This is a genomic window from Streptomyces alboflavus (genome assembly GCF_000716675.1).
Taxonomy (GTDB): domain Bacteria; phylum Actinomycetota; class Actinomycetes; order Streptomycetales; family Streptomycetaceae; genus Streptomyces; species Streptomyces alboflavus.
Genome location: NZ_JNXT01000036.1, coordinates 72111 through 86336 on the forward strand (window position 1 = coordinate 72111; position 14226 = coordinate 86336).

10 protein-coding genes are annotated in these 14226 nt (G+C 73.8%); 4 read left to right on the forward strand and 6 right to left on the reverse strand.

The features are described 5' to 3' along the window. Nucleotides 1-192 precede the first annotated feature (192 nt). The 4 genes from OO63_RS25250 to OO63_RS25265 form a co-directional block, all read right to left on the reverse strand. A complete protein-coding gene (locus OO63_RS25250) occupies nt 193-1557 on the reverse strand; it encodes a PAS domain-containing protein (protein WP_030361531.1) in 1365 nt (454 codons plus the stop codon). 419 nt (nt 1558-1976) lie between these two features. Beyond that, nucleotides 1977-3605 (reverse strand): hypothetical protein, encoded by a 1629-nt coding sequence (locus OO63_RS25255; RefSeq protein ID WP_030361532.1) that lies wholly within the window; start codon nt 3603-3605, stop codon nt 1977-1979. Further along, nucleotides 3602-4393, reverse strand: a complete 792-nt coding sequence (locus OO63_RS25260; protein ID WP_030361533.1) for an ABC transporter ATP-binding protein — start codon at nt 4391-4393, stop codon at nt 3602-3604. The genes OO63_RS25255 and OO63_RS25260 overlap by 4 nt, the downstream gene beginning before the upstream one ends. Before the next feature lie 217 nt (nt 4394-4610). After that, on the reverse strand, nt 4611-5297 hold the full coding sequence (locus OO63_RS25265; RefSeq protein WP_030361534.1) for a bifunctional DNA primase/polymerase: 687 nt from the start codon (nt 5295-5297) through the stop codon (nt 4611-4613). A 400-nt stretch (nt 5298-5697) separates the two neighbouring features. Here OO63_RS25265 and OO63_RS25270 point away from each other — a divergent pair, with 400 nt between their 5' ends. Both OO63_RS25270 and OO63_RS46380 read left to right on the forward strand, forming a co-directional pair. Further along, nucleotides 5698-7086, forward strand: a complete 1389-nt coding sequence (locus OO63_RS25270) for an NsdA family TPR-like regulatory protein (protein WP_030361535.1) — start codon at nt 5698-5700, stop codon at nt 7084-7086. Nucleotides 7087-7331: 245 nt separating this feature from the next. Then, a complete protein-coding gene (locus OO63_RS46380) occupies nt 7332-9734 on the forward strand; it encodes a hypothetical protein (RefSeq protein ID WP_051834900.1) in 2403 nt (800 codons plus the stop codon). 82 nt (nt 9735-9816) lie between these two features. Here the strand turns inward: OO63_RS46380 and OO63_RS25285 are convergent, their stop codons facing one another. Next, nucleotides 9817-11202 (reverse strand): ABC transporter substrate-binding protein, encoded by a 1386-nt coding sequence (locus OO63_RS25285; protein WP_031192700.1) that lies wholly within the window; start codon nt 11200-11202, stop codon nt 9817-9819. A gap of 118 nt (nt 11203-11320) precedes the next feature. Between OO63_RS25285 and OO63_RS25290 the strand changes: the two genes are divergently transcribed. Continuing rightward, a complete protein-coding gene (locus tag OO63_RS25290) occupies nt 11321-11821 on the forward strand; it encodes an SCO4402 family protein (protein WP_078619351.1) in 501 nt (166 codons plus the stop codon). A gap of 109 nt (nt 11822-11930) precedes the next feature. Then, the gene (gene purU / locus OO63_RS25295; protein WP_030361539.1) at nt 11931-12824 is read left to right on the forward strand and encodes a formyltetrahydrofolate deformylase; all 894 of its coding nucleotides are present in this window, start codon (nt 11931-11933) and stop codon (nt 12822-12824) included. A 144-nt stretch (nt 12825-12968) separates the two neighbouring features. Here purU and OO63_RS25300 read toward each other — a convergent pair whose 3' ends face one another. Beyond that, the gene (locus OO63_RS25300; protein ID WP_428835931.1) at nt 12969-14192 is read right to left on the reverse strand and encodes a zf-HC2 domain-containing protein; all 1224 of its coding nucleotides are present in this window, start codon (nt 14190-14192) and stop codon (nt 12969-12971) included. Nucleotides 14193-14226: the final 34 nt, after the last annotated feature.

Genomic DNA, 14226 nt, shown 5'->3' on the forward strand with positions numbered 1-14226 from the left:
CGCTGTCGGCCTGAACGGCCTCGTCCTCAATCGCCGGACGGGCTAGAAATAGCCCGTCCGGCGATTGAGGACGAGCCGCGGAGCGGCGATTCGGCGGAGGCTGTCCCACCCGCGCGGGACACCCACCCCCGGGGTCCAGGGGCGCAGCCCCGGTTTCGGAGAAGGGGCGGGACTGGGGCGCGCCGCGAGGCCCTACCCCCCCACCCCCGCCAGATCCAACGCAGCCGCAACCCGCGCAGCGACACTCTCCGCGTACGAGGCGTCGCCCCGCTCGAACTGGCTCCGGGCGGCCCCCCGCAGAAAGGTGACCACCCCCAACGTCCGCCCCCGGCTCCGCAGCACGGCGCACAGCGCGTGCACGGACGACTCGGGCCACTGCCGGGCGAGGGCCCACTCCCGCGCCCGCCCGGGCTCGGCGGTGGCCGCCGTGGCCCGCACGGACCCGGCCCGCTCGACGCACTGCGGCGCGGGATGCCCCTCCAAGTACCGCAGCGGCAACCGCGCCTTGCCCGCGGGCTGACAGGGCCCGGGCGCCCCGGCGGGCGTGACGGCGGCCCGGACGAGCCGCAGCTGGGGCTCCTCGCTGTCGATCACGTCGATCAGGGCGTGGTCGGCGAACCCGGCGAGGGCGAAGTCGAGCTGGACGGTGGCCGCCTCCATGGGGTCCTCGCACTCGGCGGCGGCCCGCGCGGCCCGGTGCAACTGCTGCGACCGGAAGCGCAGCTGTGCCGCCTCGGCCTCGGTCTGCTTGGCCTCGGTGACGTCGAGGAACAGCCAGCCGACGCCCAGCGGCACGGGCTCCTCGGCGAGCGGGGACCCCAGGCGCAGGAACCCGCTGCGCCAGCAGCGCCGCTCGGGCTCGCCGCCGTCGCCGCGGACCGCGAGCCACATCTCCGCGGGGGCGGGCGGCGCGCCCTCCGCGAGCACGTGCGTGAGGGCGCTCTCCAGCTCTTCGACGCCCTGGGTGAGGACTTCGCCGAGCGGCCGCCCGAGCAGCGCGGTGCGCCCCATGCCGAGGGCCCGCGCGGCGTGGGCGTTCACCACGGCGGGCCGCAGGTCGGCGTCGACGAGCACCACGCCCCAGGAGGCGTTCTCGAACAGCGCCTCGCTGAGGGCGATGGACCGCTCCAGGTCGATCTGGGTGTGCACCTCGCTGAAGGCGCAGTACACCCCGCTCGGCTTGCCGTCGCCGCCGCGCACGGCCGAGGTCTGGGTCCGCACGAGCACCCGCCCGCCGTCCTTGGTCAGGAGCGCGAACTCGTCGACCTGCCGCCCCGGCGCGTGCATGGCGGAGAGGAGCCGCCCCTCGACGTCCTCGGCGTCGGCGCTGCGCACGGCCCAGTCGGCGAACCCGCGCCGTCCGACGGCCTCCGCGGCTGTCCAGCCGAGGATCCGCTCCGCCTCGCGGTTCCAGTGCGTCACGACTCCGTCGGCGTCGAACGCGCACAACGCGGCGTCCATCCCGTCGAGCAGCGCCGCGAGCAGTTCGGCGCCGCCGGGCTCGGGCTCCTCGGGGCCCAGTTCGTCGGTGGTTCCGCTCCGTCGGGAAGCACTCACCCGGACCCCCCTGCAGGCTGTGTCCTCATCCTCGTCGCCAGATCATTCAACTTGAACGTGACACAGCCCACAGTAAGTTCCCGGAAGTTGAGGCAAATCGTTGCCGGACCAAGGTCTCAGAAAAACAGTTGAACGACTCGGACGGGCTTCCTAGGGTGAGTGTCACTTCGGAGAGGAGGTGGTTCGGCAGATGTATGAATACCGGACGGAAGAGGTGACTGCGGGCTAGCGGCCCGCCACCACACCCAGTGCGGTGCCGGACCAGCGTGCGAAACAGGCACGCAGCCGGCCGTAATTCCAAGCAGTCACCCGACCCGCGAGCCGCCGGTACGTCCGGCCGGCTTCCCCGGCCTCACGGCAGGGGAACCACGGCTCGCGGGTCGCTCCGTTTCCCCGCACCCCCGGCCCCGCCCCGCACCTCACCCCTTGCTGACCGCCGCCAGGATCTCCGGCAGCCGCCGCGCCACCCGCGGCGCCGCGAGCCGCAGGCCCGCCGCGGTGACGGCGGCTCCGTAGAGCGCCCCGACGGGCAGCAGGATCCAGCTCAGGGAGCCGTGGTCGGCGACGTGCAGCCAGATGGTGAGGGCGAGGACGGGCGCGCAGAGCACGGCGGCGGCGATCATCCCGCCGAGGATGGAGATCCAGGCGAGGCCCGCCTGGCCGGGGGCGACGTTCTTGTAGCCCTGCTGCGGGATGGAGTAGGGGAAGCGGGCCGACGACCAGGCGCCGGTGGTCAGCATGGCGCCGAGGAGCGCGAAGGACAGGCCGAGCGCCTCCGGCAGGGCCTGCCACTCGCCGAGGAGCGCCGTCGTCAGAACGGTGACGAGGGTCGCGTACGGCAGTGTGATCACGAGCAGGGCGAGCGCGCGGGCCCGCAGCTCCTCGTACGCGTCCCGGGCGGAGGAGATCGTCATCGCGACCATCCAGAACGCGGACGTGTCCTGCCCGAACTGGTTGTACATCTGGATGCCGAGCATCCCGGCGGCGAAGCACACGAAGTAGACGGAACCGGTGCCCTGGAGGGCGTTGAACAGGGGCACGATCAGGCCGATGGCCAGGGACGTCACCCAGGCCGCCTTGGTCTTGGGGTCGCGCCAGACATAGCGCAGGGTGCGCTCCATGACGGGGCCGGTGCGGCCCGCGGGGAGCCGGGCGAAGAGGCCGCCGCCGCGGCCCTCGCGGGACGGCTCCGCCGCGGCGAGCGTGGAGCCGTCGGGCGCCGTCATCAGGCGGGTCAGGCTGCGCCGCCACAGGTGCAGGAGCAGGACGAGGGCGGCGCCGGACAGGGCGAGTTGGGCGACCGCCGTGGCGTACCGGGCCTCTCCGGCCGCGTGCACCGCCGAGAGCGCCGACGACGGCGGGATCCAGCCGAGCACGTCCGCCGCCGGATCCAGCTCGCCGAGGCCCGCGTCCGAGGAGCCGAGCCGCTGCGCCCCGAAGTTCACGACCTGCGCGCCGACGGCGATGACGAGTCCGCTGAGCACGGCGAGGTCGCGGCCCTTGCGGCTGGTCAGCAGGCGGATGTTGGCGGCGGCCACGGCCCGCGCGAGCGCCACGCAGACGAGCAGCGTCAGCGGTACGGCGACGACGCCCACGGCGACCGCCGCCCCGCCGTCCGCCACCGCGATGACCGCGCCGAGCGCCAGGCAGAGCGTGAACAGCGGCCCGATGCCGACGAGCGAGGCGACCAGGAGCGCGCGGACGAGGGGCCGCGGGCGCAGCGGCAGCATCACGAGCCGGGTGGGGTCCAGGGTTTCGTCGCCGCTGGGGAAGAACAGCGGCATCACGGCCCAGCCGAGGGCGAGGACGGCGACGAGGATGACCGACACGGTGGCGGCGTGCTCGTTGCCGCGCAGCAGGATCAGGCCGAGGAGCTGGAGCGCGGCGAACAGGAGCGCGACGACGGCGGACGCCACGTACGCGGCGCGGCGTCCTGAGGACTGGCGCAGGCCGTTGCGCAGCAGGGACAGCTTCAGGCGTACGAAGACGGGGGTCAGGCCGGTGCCGGAGGACGCGGCGGTGGCGGGGGCCGTGGCCGGGGCGGTCATCGGGCGCCGCCGCCCAGCCAGTCGAGGTCCGAGCCCGCGTCGCGGCCGTTCGCGCCGACGAGTTCGAGGAACGCCTCCTGGAGCGTCGCCGCGTCGCCGCGGACCTCGGCGAGGGGGCCCTGGGCGCGGATGCGGCCCGCCGCGATGACGGCGACCCAATCGCACAGGGACTCCACCAGCTCCATCACATGGCTGGAGAAGACCACCGTCGCCCCGGAAGCGGTGTAGCGCTCCAGGACGCCGCGGATCGTCTGCGCGGAGACCGGGTCGACGCCCTCGAACGGCTCGTCGAGGAACAGCACTTCCGGGTTGTGCAGCAGGGCCGTCGCCAGGCCGATCTTCTTGCGCATGCCGGTGGAGTAGTCGACGACCAGCTTGTGCTGGGCGCCCGCGAGGTCGAGGACGTCCAGGAGCTGGGTGGCCCGCTTGTCGACCTCCTCGCCGGGCAGGCCCCGCAGCCTGCCCGTGTACGCGAGGAGTTCACGGCCGGACAGGCGCTCGAACAGGCGCAGGCCCTCGGGGAGTACGCCGATGCGGGCCTTGACCTCGGCGGGGTCCCGCCAGACGTCGTGGCCGACGACCTCGACCGTGCCCTGGTCGGGGCGGAGGAGGCCGGTGACCATGGAGAGGGTGGTGGTCTTGCCCGCGCCGTTCGGGCCGACGAGGCCGATGAACTTGCCCGCGGGGAGGGTGAGGTCGATGCCGGCCACGGCGAGTTGCTGGCCGAAGGCCTTCCACAGGTTGTGCACGCGTACCGCTGCCGCGGGGGTTTCCGTCGCCTCTGTCACCGTTGCCCCTTAGTCCTATCGTCGCCCTGCGCGCACGATACGTGGGGCTGGGGGACTGTTGGACTGACGGCGCCGTCGGCCTGTGGCTGTGCCCACCCTCCCCCGAGCTCTCGGCTTCGCTCGAGCAGGGTGGACCCCCATCGCCCTCTGGGCGGCCCAGCTGCCCACAGAGGCGGACGGCAACGAGCGCCCTCGGCGGCCTACTTGCAGCCGGCGGTTACTTCCTGCGGGCCTCCCTGCCGCAGGCGTAGGACAAGGGGGAGATGACTTCCTCGGCGTCGGGGAGCCAGCGGTTGGCGGGGGTGGGGCGGTTGGCCCACTGGACGGCGCCGGAGGCGCCGAAGCGGGTGGGGGGCGCGGCCACGTAGGCGCCCTCACCGAGCGTGACGAGGTCGAGGGCGGCGGGCGGCCAGCCGAGCTTGCGGACCAGGTCCGGGACCTTCGCCGCGGCGCCGGGCAGGACGAGGAACTGCATGCGCCGGTCGGGCGTGCACGTCACGGGCCCGAGCGTCAGCTCCATCCGCTCCATGCGGGCGAGGGCGAGGAAACCGGCTGTCTCGGGCACGTCGATCGCGTCGAACGTACGGCCTGTGGGCAGCAGGATCGAGGCGTTCGGCTGCTTCGCCCACATGCGCCGGGCGACCGTCGCACTGCCCGTGGCCTGCGTCGGCCAGTCGTCGCGCACGGGGTGGGCGCCGGGTGCGGGGCAGGCGGCCTCGCCGCACGAGCAGCGCCACGTGCCCTCGACGGACTCGAGCCAGGCGCCGGGGAAGACATCCCAGTGGCGTTCCTCCGCGTACCGAACGGCCGTGTCCTGCAGGGCCTCTCCGCGCTGCTTCGGGATCTGCGCGGCTGACGTGACTCCGATGGTCTCTTCCACGCACCTCTCAACTGCGCGCGTCATGTCGGGTTACGGGGTGTCACGTGCGCGGGGGAGGAGCATCGATCCTGCGGCGGGGCGCATGGGTGCACGGGTGGGGGCGCGCATGGGCAAGCGGGGCCGGGCGCGGGTAGCCACGTCTGGGGCAGTCGGAGTTCGACCGAGTTCATCCTTGCTTCATCGGGGTCATCGGACAGCCATGTTCACCCGGCTCGCTGACGTGTGCCGCACTCTGCCGTGTTGAGGTGCGAAACATCAAATTCAGGCAGGTTGCTGTGCATCTGTGGTGTATGTGGTGCATCTTCCGGTTGTTCCCAGGGCATTGATCATCTGGGCGATGCGGGCAAACCGGCCCGGACCGTTCCTCATTCGACATCCACATCCGAAGTTCCAGATGGTCCACGGTGCACACAGGGGGTACGCCATGGCCGCCAGGCCTCTCGTCGCACGGCAGCCGAACGAACGGCTGCAGGCGCTCATTCAGGAAGCCGGCTGTTCCAACGCCGGCCTGGCCCGTCGCGTGAACATGTGCGGCGCGGAGCACGGTCTCGACCTTCGATACGACAAGACGTCGGTGGCTCGCTGGCTGCGCGGCCAGCAGCCGCGCGGGCGCGCGCCGGGCATCATCGCCGAGGCGCTCGGCCGCAAGCTGGGGCGCACGGTCACGATCGACGAGATCGGCATGGCGAACGGCAAGAACCTCGCCTCCGGCGTGGGGCTGCAGTTCTCGCCCACCGTTCTCGGCGCGATCGAGCAGGTCTGCGAGCTGTGGCGCAGCGACGTGGGCAGGCGGGACTTCCTGTCCGGCTCGTCCGTCGCCGCGTCCGCGCTCGTGGAGCCGAGCAGGGACTGGCTGATCTCCTCGCCGGACGCGCAGGTCGGCCGCACGGCCGGGCCGCGCGTCGGGCTCTCGGACGTGGCCGCCGTGAAGGCGATGACGGAGGCCCTGACGCAACTGGACCACCAGTACGGCAGCGGGCACGTGCGCCCCGTCGTCGTGCACTACCTCAACTCCGTCGTCTCCGGGCTGCTCGCGGGTTCCTACCGCGAGGCCGTGGGCCGGGAACTGTTCGCCGCGGTCGCGCGGTTGACGGAACTGGCCGGATACATGGCCGTCGACACGGGCCAGCCCGGCCTCGCCCAGCGCTACTACATCCAGGCGCTGCGCCTGGCCCAGGCGGCGGGCGACCGGGGGTACGGAGGGTACGTGCTCGCGGCGTCCATGAGTCACCTCGCCGCGCAGCTCGGCAACCCGCGCGAGATCGCGCAGTTGGCGCGGGCGGCGCAGGAGGGGGCGCGCGGGCGGGTCTCGCCGCGCGCGGAGTCGATGTTCTACGCCGCGGAGGCGCGGGGCCACGCGCTGCTCGGCGACGCCCGGTCCACGCAGATCGTGGCGGGGCGCGCCGTCGAGGCGATGGAGCGGGCCGTGGGCGAGGAGGACTCGGGCGACGACCCGGTGTGGATCCGCCACTTCGACCGGGCGTATCTCGCCGACGAACTCGCGCACTGCCACCGTGACTTGGGTCAGGCCGACGCCGCCGCCCGGTGCGCGGAGGAGTCCCTGGCCGGGCATCCGCCGACGCGGGCGCGCCGCCGCGCCATCGGTCTGGTGCTGCTCGCCACGGCCCAGGTGCAGCGCCGCGAGATCGAACAGGCCTGTCACACCGGCCTGAAGGCCGTCGAACTCCTCGGCACGCTGCGGTCCAACCGCGGCGCGGAGTACCTGGACGACTTCCAGCAGCGGCTCGAACCGTTCCGGGAGGAGCCGGTGGTACGCGAGTTCGGGGCGCGGCTCGACCTGCAGGCGGCGTGACGGTCGCCACGGCGAGTACGGCCGCCGACGGCCTGTCGGGGGGCGTGTGGCGTGAAAGGGGCGCAGGGAGCCCTGCGCCGGGACGCACGCCCCCTTCAACAGCGTCTGTCGTACGACTTCTGTTACTTCTGTGACGCCTGCGTCAGGGGTGGCGTCCGGCGTGCTCTGAGCTGCGTGGCCGAGCGCCACGGGGACCCGGTAGCGTGAGCCGACGTTCCGAAGGTCCCCCATTCGTAGGAGTCCCGGTGACGCAGCAGAGCGGGCAAGGCGCTGCTTCCTCCGAACCGCAGCAACCCGCGGCGCGGCACGCGCACGAGGGCATCGTGCTGCCCGCGGACGGCAGCGAGCCGCTGATGCCGGGCACCACCGGCGACCACGCCGCCCCACCGGTCGGCAGCCCCTGGGGCGAGCCCTGGGGCCCCGACACGGCGGCCCCCGCACCGGGCGCGGGCCAGGCCTGGGGCGCACAGCCCGCCGAGGGCTACCAGCAGGCCCACCAGGAGCCCGCCGCGTCCTACCAGCAGCCGTCCCTGCAGGAGCCCGCCGCGCCGCCGCAGGGCCGGACCGGGATGCCGCTGCCGCCGGAGGGCACGCCACTGCCGCCCGCGGGGCCGCCGGCCGCTGCTTCGTACGGGGGCGCTTCGTACGGCGGGTCGTACGGATCCCCGCTGCCGCCCGAGGGGGCGGGGCAGGGGTACGCGCCGGGAGCGGGCGCGATGCCCGCGCAGGGGCCCGGCCCGATGCCCGGGCAGGACTCGGGTCGAATACCCGGGCAGGGCCCGATACCCGCCGAGAGCGGACCCATGTCGCCCCAGGGCCAGGGGCCGGGACAGGGATACGGCCAGGGGTCGGGGCAGGGCCAGGGATACGACCAGTTCTCGGGCCAGGCGCCGCATCCGGGCCAGGACTCGCTCGCGGGCCAGGCACAGGGCCAGTTCCCGGGCCAGGGCTCGCTTCCGGGGCAGGCCCCCTTCCAGGACCAGGCCTCGCTCGCGGGCCAGGGCCAGTTCCCGGGCCAGGACTCGCTTCCGGGCCGGAGCCCGCTTCCAGGTCAGGGCTCACCTGCGGGCCAGACCTCACCCCAGGACCAGGCGTCGCTCCCAGGGCAGGCGCAGGGCCAGCCCCAGTTCCCGAACCAGGCGCAGCCCCAGGGCCAGTTCCCGGGCCAGAGCCCGCTTCCGGGCCAGAGCCCGCTTCCGGGCCAGGCCCCCCTCCAGAACCACGCCTCGCTCCCGGGCCAAGCCCCCCTCCAGGACCAGGCGCACGCCCACTTCCACGGCCAGGACCAGGCACAGACCCCACTCCCCGGACAGGCGCAGGCCCACGGCCAGCCCCAGTTCCCGGGGCAGGGCGCCCACCAGAGCCCCCCGCTTCCGCCCGCCGGTCAAGGCCCCGCGCAGGGCCATGAGGTGCCCGGCGCCTCGTACGGCGGGCACGCCCCCGCGCACCTCCCGTCCGCCGCGCCGGGAGGCATGCCGCTCCCGTCGGCAGGACAGGCAGGACAGGCAGGACAGGGCGCCGGGCCGCACGACGGCGGTGGCTACGGGACGCCGTCCGCCGCGAACGGGGGCGGGCGGCACGCGGCGGCGCCCACCGGGCCCGACGCCGAGGCCACCCAGTTCATCTCCCCCGTCGGTGGCCCCGCCTCCCCGGGCGCGCTGCCGCCGGAGATGCCCGCCGACGGCTCCACCCAGTTCCTGGGCCGTGCCGCCGACGTCATGCCGGGTGCGCCCGCCGCGCCGGACGACAACGCGCCCACCCAGTTCATCGCGCCGATCACGGACAGCGGCCCGCCCGCCGCCGACGCCGCGTACGGCGTGCGCCCCGGTGCGCCGGGCGACCGGCAGCCGCCCGCCGAGTTCGACAGCCTCTTCCGCCGGGAGCCGGAGCCCGACGAGGGCCCCGCGTCCACCCAGCAGATGCCGCGCTTCCAGGCGGCCGCCGCCGCCGCACCCGCCCCGGGCCCCGCGGCCGATCCTGAGCCCGCGCCCGGGCGCAAGGGCCGGGGCCGTACCGGCTCCAGGACACCGCTCCTCGTGGCCGTCGGCGTCGCCATCGCCGTGCTCGGCGTCGGCGCGGGCGCGATGCTCTCCGGCGGGGGCGACGACAAGAAGAACGAGGACAACGAGCCGCTCGCCGCGACCGCGCCGGCGGGCGACGAGGAGTCCAAGAAGCCGTCGCCGAGCGCCGACCCCGCCAAGAAGCAGGCCGTCGCCCTGGACAAGCTCCTCGCGGACAGCAACAACAGCCGCGAGTCGGTGATCGGCGCCGTCCGCGACGTCGGCAGGTGCGACAACCTGGGGAAGGCCGCCACCGACCTGCGGGACGCCGCCAAGCAGCGCAACGGCCTCGTCGGCAGGCTCTCCGGCCTCACCGTCGACAAGCTGCCCTCGAACCAGCGCCTGACCACCGAGCTGAACAAGGCGTGGAAGGCGTCCGCGTCCGCCGACAACCACTACGCCGCGTGGGCCGACCAGGTCGCCCGCAAGAAGGGCTGCCGCAAGGGCCACGCCCGCCAGACCAACCACTCGGCCGCGGGCAACCGCGCGAGCGACGAGGCGACCCGCGCGAAGCGGCAGGCGGCGGCGCTGTGGAACGCCATCGCGACGCAGCACGGGCTCACCAAGCGGACCCCGACGCAGCTGTAGCCCGCACCGGCAGGGGAGTGGACGCAGACGTGGAACGGCCGGTGGCCCCGATCGAGATCGGGGCCCCCGGCCGTTCGTGGGTTCAGCGGGCGGACTCCAGGGTCTTCGCCACGTTCACGAACTGCTTGCGGGCGAGGATCAGGCGGCCGTCCCGCACCACCTGGAAGGTGACGTCCGCGTTCACCAGACGCGGGTAGTCGCCCGCCGCCAGCATGTCCTCGAAGCGCCAGCGCAGCATCGGCGTGAGCCCGCCGGTGTCCACGCGCAGGCCCTGGTCGAGGGTGCGGCGCAGCGAGCGGGCGGTGACGGCATCGCCGTTCAGGGACTCGACGGCCTGCCGCAGGACGGTGAACGCGATCCACGTGGTCTGGGTGCCCGCGTCCGTCGCGTCGACCCGGTTGTCGCCGAAGGCGTGCTCGCGGATGACCTCACGCATCTTCGACCAGCGGGCGTCACTCGCGGCCGGGTACCAGCCGGTGACGTACGCCCCCTCGTACGGGCCGTTCGCACCGCCCGTGCGGTCGACGAGCGACTGGTCGACACTGCCGAGCACGGAGGCGGTGCGCACCGGCGGGTACGCGTCCTCGGTGCGCCGGAACGAGTCGAAGAAGGTGTCCGTGCGGGCGCCGAGGGCCGCCGCGACACAGCCTTCCTTGTCGCCCGCGCGGGGCGCGGCGGCGTCCCGCGTACCGATGGCACCGCCGCTGCTGCCGGAGTCCGAGCCGGAGCCGGACCCCGAGCCCGCGCCGCCCGACGCGCGGGTCAGCGCCTGCTCGGCCTGCGCCGTGTAGTCCGTGCCGTCCTCGGGCGCCCGGATGTCGGCGGACGCCGCGCGGTTGCCCTGGGCGAGGCCGGAGTCGAGGAGCTTGGAGAGGTTGTCGCCCGCTATGGTGTCCGGCCGCACCAGCGAGACGCGGTCGCAGACGTCGGCGAGCTGCCGCCCGTTGCCCGCGAGCAGCGCGGGCTGCCCGCCGTTGACGGGGTACGACAGGGGGCTCGAGAACTCCTCGTCGGTGAGGCCGTAGCCACCGATGTACGGGATGCCGGCCGACTCCAGCGGTCCGAAGAACGCGCGGCCGTGCTGGCTGTAGGAGCCGACGACGGCGGCGACGTCCTCCTCCACGGCCCGCCGGGCGCAGTTGCCCGCGCCGACCGCGTTGTTGCGCTCGTTGCAGGTGATGACTTCGAGCTTGCGGCCGTCGAGGCCGCCGGTGTCGTTGACCCAGCGGGCGTACGCCTTGGCCATCGCGGGCATGCCGGGCTTGTTGGTCGCCCGGGTGTGCTCCGGCGCCCACGTCATGACCGTGACGGGGTCATCCTCGGAACCCCCCGTGGTACCGGGGATGACCCCACAGCCGACGGCCAGGGACGCACACGCCGTCACGACCACCGCGCCGAACAGCGCTTTTCGCGCTCGGGGCGCGGTCTGGACGGGACGGGGAGGGAAGACGCGTCGCAAGGCGGTCATGGACACGCACGATTCCGGCAACGGACCAACCGCGGAGTGACGCGCATTCAACGGTTGGTGACCAGAGGGTGAACTGGTGGGGCCGTAACCGCGTGGGTGATGTGGGAACGTACGATCGATGACCGTGCAAGGAACGGAGAAGTCTTCCCGTCGCGGCCGTCGGTCGACGACCATAGGCGGCATGCCAACGAACGACATGCCGTGGTGGCGCTGGCGCAGCAACGTGCGCTCGGCGCTGCACATGCTCTCCGACCCGGTCTTCCAGCGTGAGTGCTGGCTCGCCGGGCGCGAGGAGTACGGGGATGTGACCGACGCCGTGTACCGCCTGGTCGAGGACACGTGGCTGGACAACTGGTCCGCGGAGAAGTACGTCGGGACGATCTTCCGGGACTCCCAGGAGGCGGCGCTCGTCGACGCCGCCGTGCTGCGGGTGCTGCGCATCATGCACGAGGTCGGCGCGGACGCGGCGGTGTCCGTGTATCTGGACCACCCGGGCTGGCCGGACGCGGTGCGGGCGGCGCGGGACGCGCATGTGCGGCTCGCGGCGGCGGACGGGGAGGATCCGGACGGGGCGCCGCGGACGCTGGAGGTCCTGCGGATCCTGACGCGGTCGGGCTGAGGGGTTCGCTCGCGCGGGCGGGCTCGGGGGTTCCCGTACGCGGCCGGGGTGACCACGGGGGGTTCGGCGGCGGTCCGTGGGGTGCCCCTGGGTATGGGACCCTGGGCGGATGAACGAGCAGTCCGCCGTCGCCAGTGACCAGCGCGCCGACAGCGCCGAACAGTACGTCCTCACCCTCTCCTGCCCCGACAAACAGGGCATCGTGCACGCCGTGTCGAGCTACCTCTTCATGACCGGCTGCAACATCGAGGACAGCCAGCAGTTCGGCGACCACGACACCGGACTCTTCTTCATGCGGGTGCACTTCTCGGCCGAGGCGCCCGTCACCCTCGACAAGCTCCGTGCGAGCTTCGCGGCGATCGGTGACTCCTTCCAGATGGACTGGCAGCTCCACCGGGCCGACCAGAAGATGCGGATCGTGCTGCTCGTGTCGAAGTTCGGGCACTGCCTGAACGACCTGCTGTTCCGCTCGCGCATCGGTGCGCTGCCCGTCGAGATCGCGGCTGTCGTCTCCAACCACACGGACTTCGCCGAGCTGGCCGCCTCGTACGACGTTCCCTTCCACCACATTCCGGTGACGCGGGACACCAAGGCCGAGGCGGAGGCGCGGCTGCTGCAGGTCGTGCGGGACGAGGACGTCGAGCTCGTCGTGCTCGCCCGGTACATGCAGGTCCTCTCGGACGACCTGTGCAAGCAGCTCAGCGGGCGGATCATCAACATCCACCACTCGTTCCTGCCGAGCTTCAAGGGCGCGCGGCCCTATCACCAGGCGCACGCGCGCGGTGTGAAGCTGATCGGTGCGACCGCGCACTATGTGACCGCCGAGCTCGACGAGGGGCCGATCATCGAGCAGGAGGTCGAGCGGGTGGGGCACGGGGTCACGCCCGACCAGCTGGTGGCCGTCGGCCGGGACGTGGAGTGCCAGGCGCTGGCGCGGGCCGTCAAGTGGCACGCCGAGCACCGCATCCTCCTCAACGGCCACCGCACCGTCGTCTTCGCCTAGCCCCGGCGCAGGGCGCCTCCGGCGTGCGGGTTCGTCCCCGCGCTGCGCGCGGGGCCTGCCCCACCCGCCCACCCGTTTGCTCCGCACCGGACAGTCACCCGGGGGCGAACGCCCTCGCCCCCGGACGGCCCGTTCTGCTGCGGGCTACAGGCGGCTCAGCGACGCCGCCGCGAACAGGACGTCCCTGATCGCCTCGCGGTCCCCCAGCTGCCCGGCCGCCGCCTCCTCGGGCGCCACATGCCCCGCCGCCAGGCGGCAGAACTCCACGCCGTCCAGGGCGATGTGCGCCACCTCGGACTCGGCCGACCCGCTCGCCCCGGGCGAGTCCAGCGGGATGAACCATTCGCCGCCACCGACCCCCTCGACCTCGAGGCGCAGACTCCGCCCCGGCGCCCCCGCCGCGACCAGCTCACGCGAGGGCGCGGCCCGACCGGAGCGCCGCCGCTCGGCAAGCGTGGTCGGCAGCATCCGGGCCGCGAGGTCGATCATGTGGTGCAGATGCCGGGGCGACGGCGGCTCGTAGGGGTAGTCCACCGCCTCGGCGATGTCCTCCGCGTGGATCCAGCACTCGAAGGCCCGCTCCACCATCGAGTCCCGCAGTGGAAGTTCGACCCGCTGCCCGTCCTCGCCACCGGCGTCGTCCACGGTCCCGTACCCCACGGCGAGCCGCCCGGACCCGCCGCCCGCGAAGGACACGGTCCGGATCAGCTCGTGCGTCTGGTCCCGCCAGGGCCCGCGTACCGCGCGGGTGGGCGGGAAGTGCGAGGCCCGCCAGAACGCCTCCGTGCGCCGGGTCGGGTCCGGCACCGGCGGGGCCTCCGCGCCGAGCGGGTCCTGGAGGCCGAGCGCCGTGCCGACCAGGCCGTCGACGGCGAGGAGGTGCGCGATCACCCCGGCGACCGTCGTCTTGCGGCTCACGGGCTCGTCGTTCTCGAACCACCGCAGCCGCACCGGCGCGTGCCACTCGGCGTCCCCGATGTCCTGGAGCAGCGCGTCGAGCCGCGCGGTCTCGGCGTCGTACGGAGCGGCCCACTCGGGCAGCGGGATGCGTGGTGGGCGCCGCCCCAGGCAGCTCTCCAGGACGCGTGTGCGCAGGCCGGGGTCGAGGTCGAGGCTCTCCTCGGGGTGCAGCAGGCCGACGGCCTCGCGCAGCCGCAGGGCCTCGTCCGCGCACGGCCCGCAGGTGCCCAGGTGCTCCTCGACGGCCGCCGACTCCTGGGCGGAGCAGGCGGCGAGCGCCCAGGCCCCGAGCAGCGACTTCAACACGTGATGGTCGAACCCGTCGACGTCCCGCGCCCCCATACCCACACCCCCGTCCGACGCGGCCCCCGCCCCCGTCCCAGCTCCCGATCCCGATCCCGTACCCACCCCAGCGCCCCTACCCGCGCCGTCTCCGCCCCCG

What these genes read in the sequence shown, in the direction of transcription:
- OO63_RS25255 (WP_030361532.1), bottom strand. Translation starts at nt 3,605, where the DNA reads ATGACCGCCCCGGCCACGGCCCCCGCCACCGCCGCGTCCTCCGGCACC.
- OO63_RS25265 (WP_030361534.1), bottom strand. Translation starts at nt 5,297, where the DNA reads ATGACGCGCGCAGTTGAGAGGTGCGTGGAAGAGACCATCGGAGTCACG.
- OO63_RS25270 (WP_030361535.1), top strand. Translation starts at nt 5,698, where the DNA reads ATGGCCGCCAGGCCTCTCGTCGCACGGCAGCCGAACGAACGGCTGCAG.
- OO63_RS25285 (WP_031192700.1), bottom strand. Translation starts at nt 11,202, where the DNA reads ATGACCGCCTTGCGACGCGTCTTCCCTCCCCGTCCCGTCCAGACCGCG.
- OO63_RS25290 (WP_078619351.1), top strand. Translation starts at nt 11,321, where the DNA reads ATGACCGTGCAAGGAACGGAGAAGTCTTCCCGTCGCGGCCGTCGGTCG.
- purU (WP_030361539.1), top strand. Translation starts at nt 11,931, where the DNA reads ATGAACGAGCAGTCCGCCGTCGCCAGTGACCAGCGCGCCGACAGCGCC.